Here is a 24,796-nt window from a genome sequence, read left to right as displayed (position 1 = left end):
CTCCGGTTTCAAACGTAAAGGATGTCTCCGGTCTGTACCGGGGCAAGCCCCCTCCCACAGTTTTGACTGTATTCCAAGTCAGTTTTTGACTGCACTCCAATCAGTTTTTGACTGCACCCTCAATCAGACCGGTTGCAGCTTTTGCTCGAACACTGAAACCCCATCCAGATCACGCAGCATCACCGTCAACTCCGCCGTCTGCCCATCGATCTGCACTTCGCCGAAAAACTGGAAACCGGCAAACGGCGAGGTGTTCTGCGCCGGCGGTGCTTTCTCGAACACCACCTGCGGACCAAAGGTTTTATCCAGCGGATTGGGCCCGAAGCTCCCCGCATTCAACGGCCCCGCGACAAACTCCCAGAACGGCTCGAAGTCCTGGAACGCCGCCCGATCCGGGTGGTAGTGATGCGCCGCGCAGTAATGCACATCCGCCGTCAACCACACATGGTTGCGCACCTGCTGCACGCGCAGAAACCCGAGCAGCTCGGCGATTTCCAACTCGCGCCCTTGCGCCGGGCCGGGGTCGTTGTTGGCGATCGCTTCCCAGCGCGGCACGCCCGGGCTGACTTCGCCGTCGGGCACGCCGAGGCCGATCGGCATGTCGGCGGCGATCACCTTCCATTGGGCCTGGGACGCCTTGAGTTCGCGCTTGAGCCAGTCCAGTTGCTCTCGGCCGAGGAAGGGTTTGGCGCCGCCCAGGTTGTCATCGTTGGGCCCGCGATAGCTGCGCATGTCGAGCACGAACACATCCAGCAGCGGGCCGTAACTGAGCTTGCGATAAATCCGCCCGCCGCCGTCGGCGCTTTGCCGACGCATGGGTGAATATTCCAGCCAGGCCTGACGCGCATGGCCGACCAGGGTGTTGATGTCCTTGGTCTGGTAACGCTCATCGAGCTGCTTGCTCGGCGACCAGTTGTTCACCACTTCGTGGTCGTCCCACTGCCAGATCTGCGGCACTTCGGCGTTAAAGCGCCGCACGTTTTCATCCAGCAGGTTGTAGCGGTAATTGCCGCGATACTCATCGAGGGTTTCAGCGACTTTGCTCTTGGCCTCGGTGGTGATGTTGCGCCAGATGCGCCCGCCTTCGGTGGTCAGTTGCGCCGGCACCGGGCCGTCGGCGTAGATGGTGTCGCCGCTGTGGATAAAAAAGTCCGGCAGGCGCAGGCGCATGGCTTCGTAGATCCGCATGCCGCCGATGTCCGGGTTGATGCCGAAGCCTTGGCCGACGGTGTCGCCGCTCCACACAAAACGAATATCGCGACGCTGTTGCGGCACGCTGCGCAGGTGGCCGAACCAGGGCTCGCTGGCGACGCCGGTCTGGGCGTCTTCGAACTGCACGCGGTAGAAAATCGCCTGGTCGGCGGGCAGGCCGGTGAGTTCGACGCGGGCGGTAAAGTCGCTGCGGTTGTCGGCCAGCGGCGAGACGAATCGACGTGGGTTGCTGAACACACTGCGGGTGTCCCATTCCACCACCATCCGCGCCGGGCGGTCGCTGCGGCTCCAGATCATCGCGCGGTCGCCGAGCAGGTCGCCGGACTGCACGCCATCGGTGAGTTGCGGCCGGTCCTTCACCGACGCAATCACCGCCGGTGCCAGCCCCGGCAGCAACAGGCCCGCGCCGACGGCTTGCATCACGCGGCGACGGCCGAGATCGAAATGGCTCATGCAGATGCCCTCTTAAGTATCAAAAGGGCAACTAGAACACGCAGGGATGAAGCCGATATGACACCGCCTTCAAAGCCTTGCAGATCCTAATGTGGGAGGGGGCTTGCCCCCGATGGCGGTGGGTCAGTCCATTCATGGGTGACTGACACATCGCCATCGGGGGCAAGCCCCCTCCCACATGTTCAACGGTGTCAGGCTTGGGCGGGTGTGACCGCCAGTTCCACCGCTTCCGGGCGTTTGATCAGCGCATACACCAACCCCGTCAACACGCTACCGGCGGCAATCGCCAGCAAGTACAGCAGCGCATGGTTCATCGCATTCGGGATCACCAGCACAAACAAGCCGCCGTGGGGTGCGGCCAGTTTGCAGCCGAAGTACATCGACAGCGCACCGGTCAACGCGCCACCGGCGATGCTGGCCGGGATCACCCGCAGCGGGTCCTTGGCAGCAAACGGGATCGCGCCTTCGGAGATAAAGCACAGGCCCAGAATCATCGCGGCCTTGCCGGCCTCGCGTTCGGTCTGGGCAAACTTGCGCCGGGCCAGGAAGGTCGCGATGCCCATGCCGATCGGCGGCACCATGCCGGCCGCCATGGTCGCCGCCATCGGCGCACCGCTGGACGCCGCCAGCAAGCCGACAGAGAACGCATACGCGGCCTTGTTGATCGGCCCGCCCAGGTCAACGCACATCATGCCGCCGAGCAGGATGCCGAGCAGCACGGCATTGGTGGTGCCCATCGTGCTGAGGAAGTCGGTCAGCCCGGTGAGCAGCCGCGCCACCGGCGGGCCTACCAGGTAGATCATCGCCAGGCCCGTGAACAGGCTCGCCAGCAACGGGATGATCAGGATCGGCTTGAGCGGCTCCAGGCTTTGCGGCAGGCGCACCGCGCCGGTGATCAGCTTGACGCAGTAACCGGCGAGGAAACCGGCAATAATCCCGCCGATAAAGCCCGCGCCCAACGTCCCGGCCAGCAAGCCGCCGATCATGCCGGGGGCCAGGCCGGGGCGGTCGGCAATCGAATAGGCGATATAGCCCGCGAGCAGCGGCACCATGAGCATGAAGGCCTGGTCGCCGACGGTTTTCAGCGCCGCCGCCAGGGTGCCTTTTTCTTCAAAGGCATGGATGCCGAACACGAACGACAAGGCAATCAACAGACCGCCCGCCACCACCATCGGCAACATGAACGACACGCCGGTCAGCAGGTGTTTGTAGACCCCGGTTTTTTCCGACTTGGCCACCGCCCCGCTCGCCGCGCTTTCCACGGTGCCTTCGGCCAGGGCCTTGTTGAGGGTCGCTTCGGCTTGCTTGAGGGCGATGCCGGTGCCGCAGCGGTAGATCTTCTTGCCGGCGAAACGCTCGGTGGCGACTTCGATATCCGCCGCCAGCAGCACCACATCCGCCTCGGCAATCGCTTGCGGGCTCAACGGCGTGCGCGCGCCGACCGAACCTTGGGTTTCTACCTGCAAGTCATAGCCCAGGCGCTTGGCGGTCTGCTGCAACGCTTCGGCGGCCATGAAGGTGTGGGCCACGCCGGTCGGGCAGGCGGTGATCGCGACAATACGCGGGGCTTGCTTGGCCGCCACCGGGGCTTCGCTGGCGACATACACCTGAGCCTCTTCGGCGCCGCGCCGCAATACCGCCTCGACGTCCTGCAAGGCCTGCGCCGGGGTGCTCTGATACACGCGCTTGCCGACAAATCGCTGCATATCCAGCGGCGTGCTGCTGACCAGCAACACCCACTCGGCGGCATCGAGCGTGGCCTGGGACAACTGGCGTTCCGGGCGCTGCACGTCCACCACTTCGACGCTGGTGCTCCAGCCCTGACGCTGCGCGGCGGCGTCGAGCAAACGGGCGCACAGCACACTGGTGACCATGCCGTTCGGGCAGGCGGTAACAATGGCTAAATTCATCACAAACCCTCTTATTGTTCTGTCAGCGGGCGCACATGGACGCCGCTTTCGAGACGCGCCAATTGCGCATCATCGCTGATGCCAAACCCGATCTGCGTGACAGCCATCGCGGCAATCGCCGTGGCGCGGCGCAAGGTGGTCTCGGGTAGATCGAAACCGAGCAAACCGTGGAGCATCCCGGCCAGCAGCGAATCGCCGGCGCCGACCGTACTCGCGACGCTGACTTTCGGCGGCGTGGCATGCAGCGCCGTGCCGGGGCTGAACCAGTTGACGCCGTCGGCACCGTGGGAAATCACCACATGCTCGATGCCGCTGGCATGCAAACGCGCGGCGGCCTGGGCCTGTTGGTCGACGGAGTCGGTCGGGCAGTCCAGCGCTTCGGCAAGTTCTTCGGTATTGGGCTTGATCAACCACGGGCCGGCCTGCAACCCGGCGCGCAGGGCAGCGCCGCTGGTGTCCAGGGCAACTTTCAAGCCGAGGTCTTTCAGCAGCGCCAATAAGCCCTGGAACCACTGCGGGCTGACACCGCACGGCAAGCTGCCGGCGACCACCACCGCATCGTGCCCCGGGGCGATCAGCGTGAGTTGGTTGAGCAACGCCTGCTGCGCCTGCTCGCTGACCAGCGGCCCCGGCGCATTGATGTCGGTGACGCGACCATCCTGTTCGGCGATCTTGATATTGCTGCGGGTCTCGCCGGGCACGCGGATGAACGCATCGGCAAACCCACGGCGCGCGATCAGCGCGTCAAAGGCCTGGGGGTTGTCCGCGCCGAGAAAACCACCGACGGTGACCTGATGACCGAGGTCGGCCAGCACCTGGGCGACGTTCACGCCCTTGCCGGCCGCGTGGGTCAGCATCGTCTCGCTGCGATTGACTTCACCGGGTTCCAGGCGCGCCAGGCGTACCGTGAGGTCCAACGCCGGGTTCAGCGTCAGGGTCAAAATCCTTGCCATCTACACGGCCTCCACAAGGGCTCGCACTTCAGCGGGCGAACCCACCGCGAGTGCTTGTTGCGCCAGGCCCTGGGCCTCGCTCAGACTGAATTCTCGCACCCGCGCCTTCACCTCGGGAATGCTGCGGGCCGACACGCTCAACTCATCCACGCCGAGACCGATCAGCACCGGCACCGCCAGCGGGTCGGCGGCCAGTTCACCGCACACACCGACCCATTTGCCATGGGCATGGGCGGCGCGCACGGTGATGTCGATCAGTTGCAACACGGCGGGGTGCAGGCCATCGGCCTGGGCCGACAGCGTCGGGTGGCCACGGTCGATGGCCAGGGTGTACTGGGTCAGGTCGTTGGTGCCGACGCTGAAGAAGTCGACTTCCTTGGCCAGCACCGGCGCGAGCAACGCGGCGGACGGCACTTCGATCATGATCCCCAGTTGCAGGTCGGCCACCGGGATTTCCAGGCGCAGGCGCTCGGTCATGTCCCGCGCAGCGCGCCACTCATCGACGCTGCCAACCATGGGGAACATGATGCGCAGCGGCCGGTTATCCGCCGAGCGCAGCAGTGCGCGCAATTGCGCTTCCATGATCTGCGGGCGTTGCAGCGTAAGGCGAATGCCGCGCACGCCGAGGAAGGGGTTTTCTTCCTCGGCGATCGGCCAATACGGCAGCGGTTTGTCGCCGCCCACATCCAGGGTACGGACCACCAACGGGCGACCGCCGAGGCCATCGAGCACGCGGCGGTATTCAGCTTCCTGGGTGGCTTCGTCCGGCGCTTGGGGGTGGGCCATGAAAATCAGTTCGGTGCGCAGCAGGCCAATGCCTTCGGCGCCCTGCTCCACCGCGCTCGCCACGCCGGCGCTTTCGCCGATGTTGGCGAACACTTCCACGGCGTGCCCATCCCGGGTCAGGGCCGGCTGATGGCGCTGCGCCGAGGCGGCTTGCAGGCGTTGTTCACGGGTGTCGCGTTCGACGCTGGCGCGTTGCAGGGTCGCGGCGTCGGCGTCGACATGCAGGCGGCCGCGCTGACCGTCGAGCAGCAACGGCGTACCGGCGGCCAGCAGCAACACGGCCGGGCCGGCGCCCACCAAGGCGGGGATGCCCAGGGCGCGGGCGACGATGGCGCTGTGGGCGGTGGCGCCGCCACGGGCGGTGAGAATGCCGGCGACGCGCGCCGGGTCGAGGCGCGCCACATCCGACGGGCCGACTTCGTCCATCACCAGGATGTAGGGTTCGTTCGGTTCCTGGACGGTTTCGACACCGCACAACTGCGCCAGCACACGGCGACCGATGTCGCGCAGGTCGGCGGCGCGCTCGGCGAGCAAGGCGTCCTGCAACGATTCCTGCTGCTTGGCGGCGGCTTCGATCACGCTCATCCAGGCGGCTTCGGCGCTTTCACCCTGCTTGAGGCGGGGGTCGACGTCGTCGGTCAGTTCCGGGTCGTCGAGCATTTCCTGGTGGGTGATGAAAATCTCGCGGATCGCCTTGGCCTGGCTGCGTTCGATCAGGCCCTGGATATCGCCGCGCACATCGGCCAGTGAGGCGTGCAGGCGTTGGCGCTCGATGGCCGAGGACTCGCCACGCAGCGGATAGTCGAACGGTTGCAGCACCTGGATATGCGCCGGGCCGATGGCGATGCCCGGTGCGGCGGCGATGGCCTGGATCTGGCTGCCGGCCAGGGGCGCGCTGAGCGTCGGTTCGAGCACCACGGCGGCGGCTTGTGCACTCGCGACAGGCAGCGGCTCGACCTCTTCGCCAAGCCCCTCTTGTACCGCGGCCAGCAAGGCGGGCAGCGCATCGTCGGCAATCGTCGGCTCTGCGACAAACTCCAGCACCTGGCCACGCCGGGCGCCGAGGCTGAGCAGCTTGCTCAGGCTTTTCACCGACACGGCGCCCACCGCACCATCGACGATGCGTACACGAATATCGCCGTCAAAACTTTTCGCCAGTTGCGCGAGGATCTTCGCCGGCCGCGCGTGCAGGCCATGGGCATTGGCCAGGGCGATGCGTGCGCTGGGCCAGTCGGGTGGCAGCTCGCCGCCCAATACTTCAAGCACCGCACGGCTGCTGGTGGCGCGGCCCAGTTCCTGGCCACGCCCTTCAATCAACAGCGCACACAGGCGTTCGAGCAAGGTCTGGTGCGCCTCGCCGAGGCTGGCCAGGCAGAACAGACCATTGAGGGGCTGGCCGAGGTAACGCATGGGTTTGTCCGGGGTGACAAACGCCAGCCCCGGGCGCTTGACGGTCTGCTCGCTGTGCAACCACCACAGGCCATCGCCCAGGGGCAGCGCATCGACCTGCTGCAACACGGCGGCAAAGCCATTGCTCACACAATCGGCCTGGCGCAGCAGGCGGGCGCCGCGCCACACCAGCTCTTCAAAATCATCGGCGGACACACTGAGCCCGATCATTTGCGCGTCCAATGCCAGTTCCTGCGGCGCGCCCTGCAACAGTTTCAGCAGGGCCTCGGCGGAAGCGGCGCGGCGCAGTGCCTGGCCCAGGTCGGTTTCCCCGAGGGCGCGGGTCAGCAGTTGCAGCAGGCGCAGGTGTTCGTCGGATTTGGCGGCAATGCCGATGGCCAGGTAGACGATCTGGCCATCGCCCCAGTCCACCCCTTCGGGGAACTGCAGCAGGCGCACGCCGGTGGAAAATACCTGATCGCGGGTTTCGGGGGTGCCGTGAGGGATCGCGATGCCTTGACCGAGAAAGGTCGAACCTTGGGCTTCACGGGCTTGCAAGCCGCTGAGATAACCCTCGGCGACCAGGCCGTCGGCCACCAGTTTGTCAGCGAGCAGGTGCAAGGCAGCAGATTTATCCACAGCCGTCTGGCCCATGGAAATCTGCTCTATGGTGAGCTCAAGCATGCCGTTCTCCTAGTTAGTGCGTCGGGCGCACTAGGTATTGTTTTGAATAAATCAGTCTAAAGTCGTTCATGAACAAACTGACTGAGCAGTCGGTTGGCAGTAGCCACTCAGTAGCGAACATCGCAAAAATACGCCTGCTGAAACGTTTAATCTAGAATTCGTGGCAGATTACGCGTTAATTGCGCATCCTTGAAGACCCACTCGGCACTTGAGCTGAGACATTGGTCGTCTGCAGTAATCGGTTACGATTGGACAAAATGTCGGGGCAAGCTCCAGAAAACAAGGAAATCCCGGTTTGAAACTCAGTGATATCGCCCGTCTCGCCGGTGTGTCCGTGACCACCGCCAGCTATGTCATCAATGGCAAAGCCGAACAACAACGCATCAGCAGCGCAACCGTCGAGCGCGTGCGTGCGGTGGTCCAAGCCCATGGTTTCACGCCCAACCCCCAGGCTGCGGGACTGCGCAGCCGGCATACGCGCACCTTGGGTTTCATCCTGCCAGACCTGGAAAACCCCAGTTACGCACGAATTGCCAAGTTGTTGGAACAGGGCGCGCGCGCGCGAGGCTATCAATTGCTGATCGCCAGCTCCGACGATGACGCCGACAGCGAGCGCCAGTTGCTGCAACTGTTCCGCGCCCGACGCTGCGACGCGCTGTTCGTTGCCAGCTGCCTGCCGGCCAGCGACGACAGTTATCGCGAGCTGCAAGCCAAGGGTTTGCCGGTCATCGCCATCGACCGCGAGATGGACCCCGCGCAGTTCTGCTCGGTGGTCAGCGACGACCGCCAGGCCTGCCAGCAACTGACCAGCAGCCTGCTGCAACCGTTGCCCAAGCAGATCGCGCTGATCGGCGCGCGGCCCGAGCTGAGTATCAGCCAGGCGCGCGCCGCCGGTTTCCGTGAAGCGCTGCAGGGGTTCGGCGGTGAAGTGATCGTCGAACACGGCGAGGCGTTCAGCCGCGACTGCGGCCGGCAACTGATGGAGCAATTACTGCAGCGCCTGGGGCATTTGCCTGACGCGCTGGTGACCACGTCCTACGTGCTGCTGCAAGGCGTGTTCGACGCACTGCATGACTTCCCGCTCAAGACGCGGCCGCTGCGCCTGGGCACCTTCGGTGATACCCAACTGCTGGATTTCCTGCCACTGCCGGTGAATGCCATGGCCCAGCAACATCAACTGATCGCCGACACCGCGCTGCGCCTGGCCCTGGCTGCGATTGAAGAACAACAGTATCAACCCGGCGTAAACGCCATCGGCCGCACCTTCAAGCAGCGCATTCACGAGGTTTGAGCGTGGAGCTGATCGACACCCACACCCACCTGGACTTCCCGGACTTCGACAGCGATCGCCGGCAAGTCCTCGCGCACAGCCGCCAACTCGGCGTACAGCGCATGGTGGTGTTGGGGGTGTATCAGCAAAATTGGCAACGACTGTGGGATCTGGTGCAAGACGATGAAGGTTTGTTCGCAGCCTTCGGCCTGCACCCGGTGTACCTCGACGAGCATCGCCCCGCCGACCTGACGGCCCTGGGCGACTGGCTGACCCGCCTGCGGGGCCATCGGCAATTGTGCGCGGTGGGTGAGATCGGCCTGGATTACTTCCTCGAACATCTCGACCGTGAAGGCCAGCAACACCTGTTCGAAGCCCAACTCAAGATGGCCGTGGATTTCCAACTGCCGGCCCTGCTGCATGTGCGCCGCAGCCATGCCGCCGTGATCGCCACCCTCAAGCGCATCCGCCTGCCACGGGGCGGCATCATCCACGCCTTCGCCGGCAGCCGCGAAGAGGCGCGCGAGTACATCAAGCTGGGGTTCAAACTGGGCCTGGGCGGCGCGGCCACCTGGCCACAGGCGCTGCGCATGCACAAAGTACTCGCGCAACTGCCCCTGGAAGCCGTGGTACTGGAAACCGATGCACCGGACATGGCCCCCGCCATGCACCCCGGCCAGCGCAACAGCCCGGAACACCTGCCCGAGATCTGCGCCGCGTTGGCCGAGCGCATGGGCCTGAGCCCGTTATCGCTGGCGCAGGCGAGCACACGCAACGCGTGCGAGCTGTTCAATTGGTAGCGGGCTGACGGCCTGCAGGTCCAGGGTCATGCGTTGCCGATGGCGGGCAAAACGCAACACCAGGCAGTGGATCAGCACCGTCACCAGTGAAAGGTTGAGCTGCTCGATCACACTGAGTAACCCCACCCACTCCGCCACCAGTGCCACCAGCAAGGTCACGCAGGTCAGGATGATCATGCTCGGGCGAACCAGCGCCCACTGGTCCAGCGCACGAAATTGACGCTGCTGTTTGCGACACCGCAACTGCAGGCCCGACTGGCAATACACGCACTCGAACGGCTCGTCGATGGCAATCGCGTTCAACTGCCAAGGCTTGAGTTCAAACGTCATGTCGCATCGGGCACAGCGCCCTCTGATACCGAATGCAGCAATCATCGCCGTGCCTCCTTGGGACTGTGACCAGGTGAAACAAATTTTCACCTATTCACGCCGCCAGAAAAGATACGTCGCAAAATTAAGACAAACACCACAACCACAAAGGACAAATCCTACTAACAGGCCCTACACCCGAAATGCGCCGATCAGTTGCTTCAGCTCGATCACCTGCTGCGACAACTGCCGGCTGGCCGCTTCGGTCTGGTACGCACCGTCGGCCGCATGCTCTCCGGCGCGGTTGATCTCGACGATGTTGCGGTCAATGTCGTGGGCGACCGCGGTTTGCTGCTCGACGGCGGCGGCAATTTGCTGGTTCTGATCCACGATCATGCCGACGGCGCCGAGAATATTTTCCAGGGCCTGCTGGACCTTTTCCGACTGGCCCACGGTGCCTTCAGCCATGGCATGGCTGGTGCCCATGGCCTTGACCGCCGCGCCGACACCGCTGTGCAAGCGGCTGATCATCTGCTCGATCTCTTCAGTGGAGTGCTGGGTACGCCGGGCCAGGGTCCGCACTTCATCGGCCACCACCGCAAAGCCGCGGCCCTGCTCCCCGGCGCGGGCCGCTTCGATCGCGGCGTTGAGCGCCAGCAGGTTGGTTTGCTCGGCGATGCTCTTGATCACTTCCAGCACGCTGCTGATGGATTGGCTGTCGGTGGCCAGTTGATTGATCACGCGTACCGACTCATCGATCTCCGATGCCAACCGCGCAATGCTGCCTTGCTGGGACTGCACCAGGCCACGGCCGCTGACGGTTTCATCGTTGACGCTATGGGCGCTGCTCACCGCCGCCGCCGCGCTGCGTGCCACTTCCTGGGCGGTGGAGGACATCTGGTTCATGGCCGTCGCCACCTGTTCGATCTGGCTGCGCTGCCCGGAGACCGCCTGGTTACTGCGGGCCGAGACCGCCTCGACCTGGCCGGCCTGCAACTCAACCTGGCTGACGGTGTGCCCGACGCGCTCGATCAGGTCGTGGATCTTGGCCACGGTGCCATTGAACACTTGGCCCAGTTCGCCCAACTCGTCGCGGCTGCGGGCGACAAACGTGACGGTCATATCGCCCGCCGCCACCTTGTCCATCATCGCCCCCAAGCGCCGCAACGTGGTGCGCGTCGAGGCATAGAAACCGGCGTACAGATAAAAGATCAGCAAAAACACCGCCGCCAGGGCCGACACCAGTACGACCATGTGCGTGCGGTTTTGCGTCAGCCGTTGCTCCAACTGTTGTCCGAGGAAACCCAGGGTGGCCTCATTGAGTTGGTAGGTCTGGGCCATCAGTTGACTCACGTCGTCGTAGAAGCCCTGCCACGGTGCGTCGAGGGTTTCGGCCATCACCACCTGCTCTTCAAACAGTTCACTGCCTTGCTTTAGGCTCGCGTTGCTGGCCTTGGCCAGGCTGTCGAGCGCTGTGTGGGCGGCTTTGCTGGAGCCCAGGGCGTCCTGCAGCTTCAAGCCGTATTCGGCCTGGAGTTTTTCCAACTGCTGCAACAGCTCGTCGAAGCGCGTGCTGGAGGAGGAGTTGAGAAAACCCTGGCCGAGGGAGTACGCGCCCATTGCCCGCCCTTCGCCCAACGTCTGGGTGACTTGCGGCGTGACGCCGGTGATCAGTTCGCTGAGCTGGCGCAGATCACTCTGGGGGTCGCGGCTCAAGCCGGATTGGCTGGCGATGATCTGGCTGAGCATCTGCGCCTTGTTCAGCAGTTTGCCGATCAGCGCACTTTTGCTCTGTAGCGATGACTCCTGTTGCTGTGCCTTGAAGGCGCCGACCAGTTCGTCGCGCTTGGCGTCGAAGACGGCGACTTGCTCGGGGTCGGTGGCCATCGCGCTCAGGCCTTGCAGGCGCGCCAGCACACTCTGTTCCAGGGTGTTGATCGCGCCCTCCAGATCGCCCGCCTTGCCGGATTGGCCGAGGGTCGCGTTGATCTGCACCTGGTTGTTGAGGGTTTCCAGGTCACGGCGCAAGGCCAGGCTGCTGCCGAGCAAATCCAGGCTTTGCAGTTCGATGCGGGTGCCCTGGAATTCACGCCAGGAATCGCGCACCAGGAAATAGTTGGTCGCCAGCATCGGCAACAGGAACAACACGCTGATCAAACTGAACTTCATGCCGAAGCTCAGGCGGTTCATCAGCGCGACGGCGGGATAGAGCAAGCTCTTCACAGGTGAACTCCCTTCCTATTATTTTTATTTGAGGCGCAGGGCGGCGGCAGATAGCCACTATTTGGCGCTCTGCTTGTATAGCTCAAATCGCAAGGGAGTTTTGTAACGTAAAGTTAACGCGCTGTGGGAGCAGGCTTGCTCCCACAGGGATTGAGCGTGACCGCTAGGGCAACACGGTCCAGATGGCGAAACCGGCATACCACAGCACCGCCGCGCGCAGCAGCAGTTCCCACAGGCGATCCAGGCTGTTGATGCCGTCGGCCCCCGCCACCGGCGGCGGGATTTCGGCGGCCACCAGGCCGACTTTGTTCACCAGTTGCGCGGCACTGATGTCCCAGCTCAACAGCTCGTGGAGCATCACTCGGCTGACCGCGACAAAGTTGCCCACCAAGGCGAAGCTCGCCGCCAGCAAGCGCACCGGCAACCAGTCAAAGGCATGCCGCAGTTGCGCGGCACGCTCGGCCACCAGAGGGTTCTGACTGTGTTCGCTGGCCAGCGCCAGCAGGCGATAGGCCAGGGCAGCGACCGGGCCCAACAGGAAATACCAGAAGATCACCGCAAAGAAGCTCTGATAGGCCTGCCACAAGAGATACCCCTGGACACGCTCCAGTAACTGCTCGCCACTGTCGGCAGCGACCTTCAGGTCACGCTCGGCCACATGCTCGGCGGCCTGCAGGTCGCCGCGCCGCCAGGCATCGCGGAACGGGCCAAGCCCGGCCAGCAGATCACCGCGCCCCAGGCTGTAGATCAGCACCAGCAAATGCACCGGCAGCGCCAACAGGCCGTAGGCCACCGGTTCCAGCACCAGCAGCAACAACGCCAGCACGGCCACCGGCAGCAACACCAGCAGCGCCAGAATCAACCAGGGCTGTTCGCCCAGGCGCGGGCTCGATTCCAATCTGGCCAGTTCGCGCAGCCATCTGCCGTCGCGCTGCAACTTTTGGCGCAAGGCCGAGAATTTCTCGATCCAGACCGCCAGCACCAATATCAGGAAACTCATTGTGCGTGTCCTCCATCCTGCAGGGCGCTGCGAAAGCGCATCCAATCAAAAGCGGGCCCGGGATCGGTCTTGCGCCCCGGGGCGATATCGCTGTGACCACAAATGCGCTGACGGGTGATGCCCGGGTAAGTCGCCAGCAACTGACGTGTCAGGTCGATCAGTGACGCATATTGGGCATCGGTAAACGGCAGGTCATCCGTACCTTCCAACTCGATCCCCAGGGAAAAGTCATTGCACGTTTCGCGCCCCTCGAAGCTGGAAACCCCGGCATGCCAGGCGCGGTCGAGGCAGGACACAAACTGCGTCACCCCTCCGTCGCGTTCAATCAGAAAATGCGCTGACACGCGTAGGTCGGCAATCCCTGCAAAGTAAGGATGTTCCGTGACATCCAAGCGATTCTGGAAAAATTCCTGCACCTTGCCGGTGGCGAACTGCGCCGGCGGCAGGCTGATGTTATGCACCACCAACAGCGAGACTTCACCTGCGGGGCGCTCGTTGAAGTTGGGCGAAGGGCAATGACGAACGCCCTGGCACCAACCGCTGGCGGGGTCCAACTGCATACAGGTTCCTTGAACGTGACTAAGTCTGACCAGTATGCCGCGTTCAGCCCTATGGTTGCGATCACTTGCCGCGATTGAGTTGACGCAAGTTACCCGCCACCGTCGCCAGCGCACGCTCGAACAGCAGGGCTTCGTCCAGGATACGCAACGCACCACGCTTGAACGCCAGGGCCAGTTGGCCGGCGCTGCGCTCGAGTACCTTGAGCCCGGCGCGGTTGACGAAAACATAGCGATCGGCCGGTGCCATGATCGCGTTCAGTTTGCCGCGCAGAGCGGTTTCCTCGGGTTCCAGGAACTCCAGCCAAACGCCGACGCGCAATTGGCGCACCTTGAGCAGGTCGGGATCATCCGCGGCCAGGTCCTGCGCGGCATCGGGCAAGCCAGAGTCGAACACGAAGGGCTCCTGCACCTCGATCAACCTCTCGCCGCCCTCGAACGCCTGAACATGCAGGGCCTGCAGCCGAACAAAGAACTCACGGGTGCTGAAAGGGTCGAACCCCGCGCCGCTCATCCCGTCGCGCAAGGCCTTGAGCAACGCCGGCAACTGCTCCAGCAGATGCCGCCCGGCCTCGGTGTCGTCGTGCAGGCTAACGCTCCAGATCAACTCGTCCAGGGTGCGCAGCCCCGCCTGCCACTGCACCGATTGCTCACCGTGCTTGAGGCTGGCCAGCAACAGCACCTGGCTCCAGGCCTGTTGCACAAACTGCACCACCGAGCGCGGCAGGACCTTGCCCAGCAAACGCCGGTTCAGCACGTCGGCCACGCGCTGTCGGGCCGCCTCGTTACGCAGGCGCGCTTCCTCGGTATCGCGGGTGTGCTGTTCGAGCAATGCACTGTGCCGGCGCTCGTCAGCGGTAAACGCGCAGAACTCCGACAGCAGTTCGGAAAAAATCGCCGGGTCTTCGGCAAAATCATTCAGCAACCGCTGCACCACCTGCTCGATGCGCAGGTACAGGCTGTCACGCGGGTTACCCTCAGCCGGGCTCCAACCGATGGCGGCACCGGCGATTTCGTTGAGTAGCCGCCGCGCAGGATGGCCAGCGCGGCTGAAAAGGCTCTTGTCCAGCACCGCCAGTTTGAGCATCGGGATCTGCAACCGGGCGATCAAGGCTTTGAAGGCGTCCGGGACGGCGTGGTCATTGAGGATGAATTCGAACAACAGCGCGACCAGGTTGATTACGTCTTCGTCGGCCTCTTCCACGACCCGGGATTTGCCGCTCTTGACGCTGACTCGGGTCAGCAGTTGCTTCAACTGGTTGCGCAGGTCGAAGTCGTCCTCGACATCCGGCTCCGGCACGTATTGCTGCAAATGGGACAACAGCCGCAGCAGGTCGCGGGTGGCAATGGGCTGGGGCTCGGCGCTGGCTTCCAGGGTCGGCGCGACACTGCCGCGCACGGCGCCCAGCAGCGCTCGCAAGGTAGAAAAGGCGTGCTCGCCATTTTCGTCGACTGGCTGGTCGGCGCTTGGCAACCGGGCTTCGCGCGTGTGCTTGCACGGTACGCGCCCGCCGGAACGACGGGCCGGCACCGCCTTGAGTTCAGGCAGCACGCCGGTGGCGACCAGCAACTGATTGGCCTCACCGTACAGGTGGTCGGCGTCGCTGAGCACGTACTTTTCAAAGAGCTTGAGCATGACCAGCTTGACGCGAATTTCCACGCCCAGGCTGCGCCCCGCGCGCAGGAAAAACTCGCACAGCAGCGCCGGCCCCAGGGGGTTCTCGCAGTCATCCATGGACCTGTCGAGCAAGGCGCCCAGGCGAGTGGTCAGTTGCCCCAGGGCGAGGCCGTCGCGATGCTGCACCCGCCCGAGCATTGCCTCCAGCGCCAGGGCTTTTTCCAGGTCGTCCCTGAGGATGCCGGGCACCTTGTCGTAGGACACCACCGGCACCAACTGCCGTTCACCGCGCCCTGCCCCGCCCAGGTTGGCGAAGGCCTCGAACAGTTGCCCCATGAACACGCGCTCGAAATTCTTGCGCTTGAGACGCAGGTCGCGCATGGCTTCAAAGAAAATATGGTGGTCGACGTTGTTAAGGGCCTTGTCGGCCATTTCGAACAGGGTGTCGTCGGCGTTATCGAACAGCTCCTGCAAACCTTGCTGCAGTTGCTGCGCAGCCTTGTCGCGAACCTGCAGCAACACCACCGGTAGGCGCGCGAGCGGCGATGGCGTGGTCTGTGCCTTATTGATCGGCACCACCTTTCCGTCGTTGTGCATCCAGGCCTCCTGAAACGGCGGTGTGGGTAGGGCAAAGTCGGGGCAGGCCCAGTTGGGCACTGCGAATATCCGGTTACCACCAGGACGTCAAAGCTATGACGCCAATTGCAAGGCGCGAGATTATCTTGCAAATGGGGGTCGTTGCGCCAGCGAACTCTGTCATAGCGCTGTAAATGAGCACGCCACTGGGTTCAAACGCGCACAGCCCCTATAATCGGCGCACTTTGTTTGTGGAGCCTGTTATGCCGAATCTCCGTCTTGCCGACCTCACCGCCGAAATCGAAGCCAACGTGCGCCGCGCACTGCGCGAAGACATCGGCAGCGGCGACATCACCGCGCAATTGATCCCGGCCGAACGGCTGGCCAAGGCCACGATCATCACCCGCGATGCGGCCGTTATCGCTGGCACGGCCTGGGTGGACGCGGTGTTCCGCCAACTGGACCCGCGGGTCGCGGTGCATTGGCTGGTGGCCGACGGTGAACGCGTCAGCCCCAACCAGGCACTGTTCCACCTCGAAGGCCCGGCACGTTCGCTGCTCAGCGGCGAACGCAGCGCGCTGAATTTCCTGCAGATGCTCTCCGGCGTCGCCACACGCGCCCAGTACCTGGCGGATAGCGTCGCGAGCACCCAGGTCAAGTTGCTCGACACGCGCAAGACGCTGCCGGGCCTGCGTCTGGCGCAGAAATACGCCGTGACCTGTGGCGGTTGCCACAACCATCGCATCGGTTTGTATGACGCGTTCCTGATCAAGGAAAACCATATCGCCGCCTGTGGCGGTATCGCCCAGGCGATTTCGGCCGCGCACAAGATCGCCCCGGGCAAACCGGTGGAAGTCGAAGTGGAAAGCCTGGACGAATTGCGCGAAGCGTTGGCGGCGGGCGCCGATATCATCATGCTCGACGAACTGAGCCTGGATGACATGCGTGAAGCCGTGCGCCTGAACGGCGGCAAAGCCAAGCTGGAAGCCAGCGGCGGGATCAACGAAAAAACCCTGCTGCCCATCGCTGAAACCGGGGTGGACTACATCTCCATCGGCGCGATGACCAAGGATGTGAAAGCGGTGGACCTGTCGATGCGCCTCAGTATCTGAAGCCCGTTGCAGGAGCCGGGTTGCCGGCTCCTGCAACAGCGGTTCAGACCACCAGGTTATTCATCTCGCAATACTCTTCCCATTCGACACCGAGCACTTCAGCCGCCTCTTGGTGCAAGGCCAGCCGTGCGGCTTCGAACTCGTCCGCTGACGAGGTGTACTTGAGGCTCAGCTCCCATGGCTGGAGGCCCTGGCTCTCGGCCTCGTCCTCGAATGCCCACTGGATCTGGTCGCGCTGATCGTCAGCGCTCAGGTCCTTGATCTCTTCTTTAAGCTGCGGCGATTCCCCGAGGTATTTGTCGAGGGCTGCTTGGTGCCGAACTTCCTGGGTCATTTCAGTCGTGGTCATGTTGTTCTCTTAGATCGAGGAATGGGGATGCATCTGGGTCATCAAGGTTGCGCAGATACAAAAGAGCGGGCACGAATGCCGACTCGCCTGGCCTTCAGAACCATTCTGAGATCATCTGAAAACGGTGTTGCTTTGGTGCCCGAGACAGGAATCGAACCTGCGACCTTCGCGTTACGAGTGCGCTGCTCTACCGGCTGAGCTACACGGGCGGTGGGCTAAAGCTAGCACCGCATCGGGCGTCCGGCAACTCACTGACGTCGCAGGGCAATCACCCCTTGGGCCCAGAAGCGCGGCTGCAGGTGTTGGTTGCCACCTTCAAGATAGTCTTGCTGGGCTTGCTCGATGTGCGGGGCATCACGCATCACGACCCACACCAGCAGGCCAACGGACAGCACCGCCGCCACCCGCCACCCTGCCCAGGCCCACGGCAGCGACGCGCCAGGAGCGGCGCGCCACACGTGCAGCGCCATCAACCAGCCCACCACCAGCGCCAACCAGACCTGCGAGTTGGGCATCACGATGACGCCGTCGACCATCGCTTGCGTGAGCGCGCCCAGCAATGCCGCGAACAGGCACCCGCGCAGCAAGTCCACGCGCTCTGTAGAACAAGCCCGCGCCCGCAACACGCGGAGGGTGGCCCAGCCACCGCGCCACGCCAAGGCAGCCACGCACAAGGCCGAGGGAACGCCCCACTCGCTGGCCCATTGCAGGATTGCCTGGTGCGGGTGCGCGGCGATCGGGTTGGCGATATCCGCGAAATGCATCGGCCCGAACCCCAGCCACGGACGCTCGACGATCATGTGCCAGGCCTGCCACCAGATCGGGCCACGCCCCGACAGCGAAGTGGTGAGGCGATCGCTGACGCCACTGCCGACCTCGACACCCAGCGCACCCGTCAACAGCGTGAACAACGCCGTATACAGCAACAAACCGCCGCACACCGCAGCCAATTGCCAGGCCAACCAGCGTCGCCCCCACGGCCCGAGCAGCGTCAACGCCACCCCGGCCACCGCCATGCCGAGCCAGGTGCCGCGGGTGCCGCCGCTGATCGCGATCAACCACCACACACACAGCAACGCAAACACCGCGCCGCGCACGGAGCGGGAGACCTTGGGCATCAGCAAGGGCAGCGCCAGCAATGGCAGGGTGAAGGTCTGGAATTGACCGTAGAAGCGCTTGTTGGAAAACCCGGACAGCAACGCGTCCGGATCGAGAACCCGCGCGCCACTGGCGAAGGCGAGCGCGCCGGCATACAGGTATTGGATCGACTTGATCAGGCACAGCAGCACCACCATCAGGATCAGCACGCGGTCCAACGGCTCACCCGCGCGTCGGCGCAGCAGGGCAACCGCGACGGCGATCGCCCCACAGCTGATGAACAGCGCGACCTCGGTGAAGGCCCAGAGCGGCTGATGGGCCAGTGCCGATGACACCAGGCCCAGCCCAACGATCAGCACCAGGCCCAGGGCCGTCGGCCGGTCCACCAGACGCTCGACGGGAACGACCGTCGACCCATACACCACCGCGCCCAGGCTCATGGCCACCTGCATTGCGCGCTGCCAGTCATGCCCGCTGAACGGCGCGCAGATACCCAGCGCGAGCAAGCACGCTGCAATCACCAGGAACGTCTTGTCGCGCTGCTGCGGGGATAACGACATCGGCCACCTTTACGTCCGTGCGCAGGGTTTGGCAGTCATGCCCCGTCGGCGCCACACCCTTTGGCGGCGTACTTGGCCTCTGCCGTCGTGGCGCATTTCCAGCCGGCGGTGGCGCTGCGCGTCAGGGTAATGGTCTTGCCCAGTACCGGTGCCGGGGCGTCGAGAATTTCGCAACTGATGGAACCGGCGCCGGTGGCAACATCCCCTGCCACATCGATCTTGCAATTGGCGGTCGGGCTGGTGCCACCGATCAATGCCACGGTTGGCACTGTGCCTTGGTTGAATACATCCTCGTAGCCGGCTTTCAACGCGGTGATTTCAGCCAGCCCGGCCGTGAACTTGGCCTTGGCCTGATGCGTGGTGTACATGGGCAAGCCAATGGTGGCCAAAATGCCGATGATTGCCACGACGATCAATAACTCGATCAAAGTAAAACCTTTCTGACGCATCACATTCCTCTCCAGAACAGAACCCATGACAAGGCGCGTCCTGCGCCCCGTATCGTGCAGCCGCGCCAGTGTACTCACCCGCGAGCGGCCAATCGCGTCCAGGACGCACAATCTGACATTTTATCGTTGAACGCCGAGCAATCCGAATCCGTCACCTGGCTACGCTATAAAGATTCGACGACCTGTGTGCGGAACAGAGACATGACCAACGCTGCCACGACATACGCCTGGGAAGGCATCAACCGCCAGGGACGCAGGGTGTCCGGGCAAACCGTCGGCCACGACCTCGCGCGGGTCAAGGCACAACTGCGCCAGCAAGGGATTTGCCCAGGCCGCGTGCGCAAACAATCCGCCGGCCTGCCAAGCCTCGCTGCGCCGATCAAACCGGCGGACATTGCCCTGTTCACCCGCCAACTGGCGACACTGCTGAAGGCCGGCATTGCCTTGCTGCAAGCCCTCGACGTGATCAGCGAAGGCTTCGACAACCGCCACATGTACAGGCTGGTAAAAGGCCTGAAACAGGAGATCGGCGCCGGGAATACCCTGGCGTCGGCCCTGCGCAAACAGCCGCGCTACTTCGATGACCTGTACTGCAACCTGGTGGCAGCGGGTGAGCAGGCCGGCGCCCTGGAAACCCTTCTGGAGCGGGTGGCGGATCACCTGGAAAAGAGCGAACGGCTCAAGGCCCGGATCAAGAAGGCCATGACCTACCCCATCGCGGTCATCGTGGTCGCCAGCCTTGTCAGCAGTCTCTTGCTGATCCATGTGGTGCCGCAATTCCAGAACCTGTTCGCCAGCGTGGACAGCGAGTTGCCCGGTTTTACTCTGTACGTGATTGCCTTGTCCGAGTTCCTGCAACAAGCCTGGTGGATGCTGGCGCTCAGCCTGGGCGCGGGAGGTCTGGGGTTGCGCCGGGCCTATCGCGTATCGCCGGGTTTTCGTCATTGGCTGGATGCCGGTTTGTTGAAAGCGCCCCTGGCAGGCACACTGCTGAAAAAGTCGGCGGTCGCCCGCTACGCACGCACGCTTTCGACTACGTTCGCGGCCGGAGTGCCTTTGGTGCAGGCCCTGGATTCAGTGGCCGCCGCTGCCGGCAACCAGCTATTCAAACAGGCTATCGAACATATGCGTCACGATGTATCCACAGGCATGCCGTTGAATCGGGCCATGGCTACCAGCGGTCTGTTCCCTGGCATGGCGATCCAGATGACGGCGATTGGTGAAGAATCCGGCACCCTGGAGCACATGCTGGAAAAAGTCGCGAGCCACTATGAGTCGGACGTCGACACGCTGGTCGACCAACTCACCAGCCTGATGGAACCGCTGATCATGGTGGTGCTCGGCGGGATTGTCGGCGCTTTGGTAATCGCCCTGTACCTGCCGGTCTTCCAACTCGGTACGGCATTTTGAGCCTGCTGTTGAGCCAGCAGCCGTGGGCTTTTGTCGCCATGGCAATGGTGCTGGGCTTGATCGTGGGCAGTTTCCTCAACGTGCTGGTGTGGCGCCTGCCGAAAATGCTTGAACGGGAATGGCGCGCGCAGGCCCATGAAGTGCTCGGTTTGCCCGGCGACCCCGTCGGGCCGAGATACAACCTGATGCAGCCCAATTCCTGCTGCCCACACTGCAATCAGCCGATTCGGCCGTGGGAAAACATCCCGCTACTCAGCTACCTGATGCTCCGGGGCCGCTGTGCCCATTGCCGCGAAGCGATCAGTACGCGTTATCCCTTGACCGAACTGGCGTGCGGGTTGATCTCGGCCGTGGTGGCCTGGCATTTCGGCTTTGGCTGGCAAGCGGGCGCAGTGATGCTGTTGAGCTGGGGCTTGTTGGCGATGAGCCTGATCGACGTCGACCACCAACTGCTGCCCGACGTGCTGGTCCTGCCGCTGTTGTGGCTGGGGCTGATGCTTAACAGCGTCGAGCTGCTGGTGCCCCTGCCCGATGCACTGTGGGGTGCGGTGATCGGCTACATGAGCCTGTGGACGGTGTTCTGGCTGTTCAAGCTGGCCACCGGCAAGGACGGCATGGGCTACGGCGACTTCAAGTTGTTGGCGCTGCTCGGCGCCTGGGGTGGCTGGCAAATCCTGCCGATGACGCTGCTGATGTCATCGCTGGTGGGCGTGTGCGGCGGGCTGATCCTGCTGCGTCGGAGCAAGATCCAGGCGGCCACGCCGATGCCGTTTGGTCCCTATCTGGCAATTGCCGGCTGGATTGCCGTGCTCTGGGGTGGTCAAATAACCGACTTCTATTTGCAGTCTGTCGGTTTCAAATGACCACTCCTGTTGCAACACCCTGGATTCTTGGCCTTACGGGCGGCATCGGCAGCGGCAAGAGCGCCGCGGCCCAGCACTTCAGCGACCTCGGCGTAGACCTGGTAGACGCCGATCACGCCGCGCGCTGGGTGGTCGAACCCGGCCGGCCGGCGCTCGCCAGCATTGTCGAACACTTCGGTGCCGGCGTGCTGCAGCCCGACGGCCAGTTGGACCGCGCCGCATTGCGCAAGTTGATCTTTGAAGTGCCGCAAGAACGCCGCTGGCTGGAAGCCTTGCTGCACCCGTTGATTGGCGAAGAGATTCGCAACCACCTGGCGCGTGCGCGCTCGCCTTACGCGATCCTGGTGTCGCCGCTGCTGATCGAATCCGGCCAGCACAGCATGACCCAACGCATCCTGGTGATCGACGTGCCGCAATCCCTGCAGATTCAGCGTACCCTGCAGCGCGACGGCATCAGCGAACAACAGGTGCAAGCGATACTCAAGGCCCAGTCCAGCCGCGAAGAGCGCCTGAGCCATGCCGATGACGTGCTGGTCAATGACCGCGACCTCGCCTGGTTGCACAGCGAGGTCGAACGACTGCACCACTTTTACCTTACTTTGCGTGGAGGCCGATCATGAGCCAACCCTTGACCGTCGAATGCCCAACCTGCGGCGCACCCGTGGAATGGAAAGCGACCAACCTCAACCGGCCGTTCTGCTCGGACCGTTGCAAGCTCATCGACCTGGGTGCCTGGGCCGCTGAGGAACATAAGATCCCCGTGGCGCCGGACGCCGAAGACGAGCTGTTTTCCGAAGACCTGCCACCGCGCCATTAAGGCCGCATAAAGGCATATTCCTGCTGGTCGTCGAGGTTCTCTGCAAGGTATTGCAACTCGTCGGCCAGGTCTTCGAAACTGCGCACGCCCTTGCTCTGCTGCACCACCGCGCTGAGCATCGCGCGCAAGGTCAAGCCTGGATCAAAGCCGATTTCTTGTGCCGCGTCCTGGCTTCTGCGCAACTCCTGACGTGCCCATTCATACACACTCATGATCCGTGCTCCCATCTTGCTCAGGAAAAGTTTCGCAAAGCATGGGCCCGCCACGCTGGGCGCGATTTGATCTGAGTCAAGTCTGCGAATTGTCGTCTTTCCAGGGCGCCGAGAGGTAGCGCGTGCGGTTGAATGTCTCCAGCCATTCCGGGCAAAACACCACCAGGGCGCTGATGACCATGCCGTTGATGAAGGCCTCGGGGAAGATGATCAGCCACAGGTAACCGACAAAATCCTCCAGCCATTCCGGCATCGCGAAACGCCCGTCGAACCACAACACCCCCAGCCCGGCCAACAGGCAGAGCAACGCCGACAAAGCGGCGGCAAAAAAGCCGGAACAGAAGATGTAGACGAACGGATTGCGCGGTTGTGCCCGCTCGACAAGCACCGCGCAGGTTTCAGTGACCAGCACCGGCAGCACGACCAGCAGCAGGCCGTTGAGGCCCACGGCCGCCAGGTCCTGGCGACCCAGCAACAGCAAGCCCAACTGCGCGGCGAAACCGCCGACGATTGCCAGCGGCCAGTCGAGCAGCAGGGTCACGGCCGTCATGCCGATAAAGTGGTAGGAGACCCCGGTATCGAAGTCGCGCCTCACCAACCACAACATGAATAACGCGAACACCGTACCGAACAGCAAATGCTGGCGCCGCCGGTCAGCGAACAGCTCGACCCACGGCGAACGCATGATCGCCCACAACAGCACCGGCGCATACAACAGCCAGCCGATGCCGAGGGTTCCCGGCGCCAGCACCGCGGCACTGATCACGGTTTCACCTGCTCCAGAGCCTCGCGCAGTTCAGCCGCAGAGCCGTACTCGTGGCGCGCTGTCAGCTTGCCGTTATTCAGTTGCAGCCACAGCACCTTATCCACAGGCGCGGGATAACGCGGAGCGATGCGTGCGTCCCGGTCCAGCATGACCCGGTAGTTGTAGGACTGCATGGCCGGCACCGCGAACAGCTTGGCGACCAGCCGAGGCATGCGCTGGATATCCGCGACAAACACCCCATGCCGTGCTTCGAGATAGCCTTTGGGCTGGCCTTGCAGGGCGGCGTCCACCAGCTTGGCGGCATCCATGCTGCGGGCCACCAACAGGACCTGTGCCTGGTCATCCAGGGTGTAGGCCTGATCGAACTGATCCAGCAGCGTCCAGGGCGCCACGCGCTCACCCACTTCAACCGCCTGGGCCCACACGGGCAACAGGCTCAACAACAGCACGGCGAAAAACTTCACTGCACACCTCATGCTTGGGAAAAAACCGAGTCGACAGTCTACACCGGGCTTTCTCCCTGGGACCTCCTGCAGTCTGAACGAATGCGGAAAAACCACAGCGCGGGCAGCAAGCGAACACTGAGCAATCAGGATGCTCTTGCCGCCCCTGGTTGCGCCTCCGACGCATCGCCAACTAAGCAGTGAACGGCTTGATCCAATCCAAGCTTTCAACCGTGACGCCGGTCGGGCGGTATTCACAGCCGATCCATCCCTGATAACCGCGCTGTTCTAATGTGGTGAACAGCGCGCAGAAATCCATGCTCCCCGTGCCCGGCTGATGACGCCCCGGACAGTCGGCGATTTGCACATGCGCGGTTCGTTCGTAAAACCGCGCCAGGACATCCGCCGCGTCTCCAGTCAGGCGCTGAGCGTGGTACAGATCAAGAATCAGCCCGACACTCGGGAACGTCTCCAGAACGTGCTGCGCCTTGCTGAAGTCGGACATGTAATAGCCCGGCATTTCCTGCGCGCAGATGACTTCGATCAATGGCCGCAAACCCTGGTCTTCAAAATACTTGACGGTGTATTCCAGGTTGCTCTCGTAGATGAGCGCCGCGTCATCCCGAGTGGTAATGCCCGACATGATGTGGACGTCCGAACAGCCCAGCGCCTTTGCATAGTTGGCGGCCCGGAGCAAGCCACTGCGAAAATCGCCTTCCTTGCCATGCAAGGCCGCGATGCCTTTGGTCAGGCCCGCCGGAGCGGAAAATTGAATCAACGGCAAGTTGTGTTGAGCCAAATGATCTGCAAGCAGACTTGCGTCGAACTCATAAGGCGACGGGAACTCAACCGCACGAAAACCAGCGGCGGCGGCGGCTTCGATGCGTTGCAGGAATGGCAATTCATTGAATTGAAAGCCAAGGTGAGCGTTGAATTTCAGCATAAGGCAGGTATCCGTCCTGGAAAGGAGCTTTAAA

23 protein-coding genes, 1 tRNA gene and 1 pseudogene are annotated in these 24,796 nt (G+C 63.2%); 7 read left to right on the top strand and 18 right to left on the bottom strand.

The features are described from left to right. Positions 1–123: 123 nt before the first annotated feature. The 4 genes from NR164_RS25755 to ptsP all read right to left on the bottom strand — a co-directional run bounded on the left by NR164_RS25755 (position 124) and on the right by ptsP (position 7,387). Positions 124–1,665: an alkaline phosphatase gene (locus NR164_RS25755; RefSeq protein ID WP_256823457.1), complete on the bottom strand. Its 1,542-nt coding sequence runs from the start codon at positions 1,663–1,665 to the stop codon at positions 124–126. A gap of 191 nt (positions 1,666–1,856) precedes the next feature. Further along, positions 1,857–3,575, bottom strand: coding sequence for a PTS fructose-like transporter subunit IIB (locus tag NR164_RS25750; RefSeq protein ID WP_017845455.1), 1,719 nt, complete (start codon positions 3,573–3,575; stop codon positions 1,857–1,859). A gap of 11 nt (positions 3,576–3,586) precedes the next feature. Beyond that, entirely contained in the window at positions 3,587–4,528 is a 942-nt protein-coding gene (gene pfkB, locus NR164_RS25745) for a 1-phosphofructokinase (RefSeq protein ID WP_046488116.1), read from the bottom strand. Next, the gene (gene ptsP / locus NR164_RS25740; RefSeq protein WP_256823456.1) at positions 4,529–7,387 is read right to left on the bottom strand and encodes a phosphoenolpyruvate--protein phosphotransferase; all 2,859 of its coding nucleotides are present in this window, start codon (positions 7,385–7,387) and stop codon (positions 4,529–4,531) included. Positions 7,388–7,682: 295 nt separating this feature from the next. Here ptsP and cra point away from each other — a divergent pair, with 295 nt between their 5' ends. Both cra and NR164_RS25730 read left to right on the top strand, forming a co-directional pair. Beyond that, entirely contained in the window at positions 7,683–8,678 is a 996-nt protein-coding gene (gene cra, locus NR164_RS25735) for a catabolite repressor/activator (RefSeq protein ID WP_017845458.1), read from the top strand. 2 nt (positions 8,679–8,680) lie between these two features. After that, on the top strand, positions 8,681–9,457 hold the full coding sequence (locus tag NR164_RS25730; RefSeq protein WP_057005144.1) for a TatD family hydrolase: 777 nt from the start codon (positions 8,681–8,683) through the stop codon (positions 9,455–9,457). Here NR164_RS25730 and NR164_RS25725 read toward each other — a convergent pair. From NR164_RS25725 to NR164_RS25705, 6 genes and pseudogenes are all read right to left on the bottom strand, one after another. Further along, positions 9,404–9,832, bottom strand: coding sequence for a hypothetical protein (locus tag NR164_RS25725; protein ID WP_017845460.1), 429 nt, complete (start codon positions 9,830–9,832; stop codon positions 9,404–9,406). The genes NR164_RS25730 and NR164_RS25725 overlap by 54 nt on opposite strands. 126 nt (positions 9,833–9,958) lie before the next feature. Further along, on the bottom strand, positions 9,959–10,663 hold the full coding sequence (locus NR164_RS30640) for a methyl-accepting chemotaxis protein (protein ID WP_370737529.1): 705 nt from the start codon (positions 10,661–10,663) through the stop codon (positions 9,959–9,961). 153 nt (positions 10,664–10,816) lie between these two features. Then, a pseudogene (locus tag NR164_RS30635) lies at positions 10,817–11,020 on the bottom strand (HAMP domain-containing protein); the annotation flags it as partial. A gap of 1,132 nt (positions 11,021–12,152) precedes the next feature. Further along, complete coding sequence (ampE, locus tag NR164_RS25715) at positions 12,153–12,989, bottom strand: regulatory signaling modulator protein AmpE (RefSeq protein ID WP_256823455.1); 837 nt, start codon at positions 12,987–12,989, stop codon at positions 12,153–12,155. Further along, the gene (ampD, locus tag NR164_RS25710) at positions 12,986–13,549 is read right to left on the bottom strand and encodes a 1,6-anhydro-N-acetylmuramyl-L-alanine amidase AmpD (RefSeq protein ID WP_017845463.1); all 564 of its coding nucleotides are present in this window, start codon (positions 13,547–13,549) and stop codon (positions 12,986–12,988) included. The genes ampE and ampD overlap by 4 nt, the downstream gene beginning before the upstream one ends. Positions 13,550–13,610: 61 nt before the next feature. Continuing rightward, positions 13,611–15,761 (bottom strand): DUF1631 domain-containing protein, encoded by a 2,151-nt coding sequence (locus tag NR164_RS25705; RefSeq protein WP_256823454.1) that lies wholly within the window; start codon positions 15,759–15,761, stop codon positions 13,611–13,613. Positions 15,762–16,003: 242 nt separating this feature from the next. Between NR164_RS25705 and nadC the strand changes: the two genes are divergently transcribed. After that, positions 16,004–16,852, top strand: a complete 849-nt coding sequence (nadC, locus tag NR164_RS25700; RefSeq protein ID WP_046384727.1) for a carboxylating nicotinate-nucleotide diphosphorylase — start codon at positions 16,004–16,006, stop codon at positions 16,850–16,852. A gap of 43 nt (positions 16,853–16,895) precedes the next feature. Here the strand turns inward: nadC and NR164_RS25695 are convergent, their stop codons facing one another. The 4 genes from NR164_RS25695 to NR164_RS25680 all read right to left on the bottom strand — a co-directional run bounded on the left by NR164_RS25695 (position 16,896) and on the right by NR164_RS25680 (position 19,308). Further along, the gene (locus NR164_RS25695; protein WP_017845466.1) at positions 16,896–17,201 is read right to left on the bottom strand and encodes a DUF6388 family protein; all 306 of its coding nucleotides are present in this window, start codon (positions 17,199–17,201) and stop codon (positions 16,896–16,898) included. Positions 17,202–17,334: 133 nt separating this feature from the next. Beyond that, positions 17,335–17,410, bottom strand: a tRNA-Thr gene (locus NR164_RS25690). A 39-nt stretch (positions 17,411–17,449) separates the two neighbouring features. Beyond that, positions 17,450–18,859: an O-antigen ligase gene (locus NR164_RS25685; RefSeq protein ID WP_256823453.1), complete on the bottom strand. Its 1,410-nt coding sequence runs from the start codon at positions 18,857–18,859 to the stop codon at positions 17,450–17,452. A 35-nt stretch (positions 18,860–18,894) separates the two neighbouring features. Further along, positions 18,895–19,308, bottom strand: a complete 414-nt coding sequence (locus tag NR164_RS25680) for a pilin (protein ID WP_017845468.1) — start codon at positions 19,306–19,308, stop codon at positions 18,895–18,897. A gap of 201 nt (positions 19,309–19,509) precedes the next feature. Here NR164_RS25680 and NR164_RS25675 point away from each other — a divergent pair, with 201 nt between their 5' ends. From NR164_RS25675 to yacG, 4 genes are read left to right on the top strand one after another with little or no spacing between them, the layout of a single operon-like run. After that, positions 19,510–20,718, top strand: a complete 1,209-nt coding sequence (locus NR164_RS25675) for a type II secretion system F family protein (protein ID WP_256823452.1) — start codon at positions 19,510–19,512, stop codon at positions 20,716–20,718. Further along, positions 20,715–21,581, top strand: a complete 867-nt coding sequence (locus tag NR164_RS25670) for an A24 family peptidase (RefSeq protein WP_017845470.1) — start codon at positions 20,715–20,717, stop codon at positions 21,579–21,581. The genes NR164_RS25675 and NR164_RS25670 overlap by 4 nt, the downstream gene beginning before the upstream one ends. Continuing rightward, positions 21,578–22,201, top strand: a complete 624-nt coding sequence (coaE, locus tag NR164_RS25665; protein ID WP_046384731.1) for a dephospho-CoA kinase — start codon at positions 21,578–21,580, stop codon at positions 22,199–22,201. Before NR164_RS25670 ends, coaE begins: the two co-directional genes overlap by 4 nt. Further along, a complete protein-coding gene (gene yacG / locus NR164_RS25660; RefSeq protein ID WP_017845472.1) occupies positions 22,198–22,398 on the top strand; it encodes a DNA gyrase inhibitor YacG in 201 nt (66 codons plus the stop codon). The genes coaE and yacG overlap by 4 nt, the downstream gene beginning before the upstream one ends. Here the strand turns inward: yacG and NR164_RS25655 are convergent. The 4 genes from NR164_RS25655 to NR164_RS25640 form a co-directional block, all read right to left on the bottom strand. Next, complete coding sequence (locus tag NR164_RS25655) at positions 22,395–22,610, bottom strand: hypothetical protein (RefSeq protein WP_003171680.1); 216 nt, start codon at positions 22,608–22,610, stop codon at positions 22,395–22,397. The genes yacG and NR164_RS25655 overlap by 4 nt on opposite strands. A 76-nt stretch (positions 22,611–22,686) precedes the next feature. Continuing rightward, positions 22,687–23,376, bottom strand: coding sequence for an energy-coupling factor ABC transporter permease (locus NR164_RS25650; RefSeq protein ID WP_046384732.1), 690 nt, complete (start codon positions 23,374–23,376; stop codon positions 22,687–22,689). Then, entirely contained in the window at positions 23,373–23,840 is a 468-nt protein-coding gene (locus NR164_RS25645; RefSeq protein ID WP_057005137.1) for a hypothetical protein, read from the bottom strand. The genes NR164_RS25650 and NR164_RS25645 overlap by 4 nt, the downstream gene beginning before the upstream one ends. 172 nt (positions 23,841–24,012) lie before the next feature. Then, positions 24,013–24,762, bottom strand: a complete 750-nt coding sequence (locus NR164_RS25640) for a hydroxypyruvate isomerase family protein (protein ID WP_256823451.1) — start codon at positions 24,760–24,762, stop codon at positions 24,013–24,015. Positions 24,763–24,796 lie beyond the last annotated feature (34 nt).

Origin of the sequence: Pseudomonas sp. Pse79 (assembly GCF_024519615.1) — a bacterium.
Taxonomy (GTDB): domain Bacteria; phylum Pseudomonadota; class Gammaproteobacteria; order Pseudomonadales; family Pseudomonadaceae; genus Aquipseudomonas; species Aquipseudomonas veronii.
This window is presented reverse-complemented; position numbering and strand designations above follow the sequence as displayed.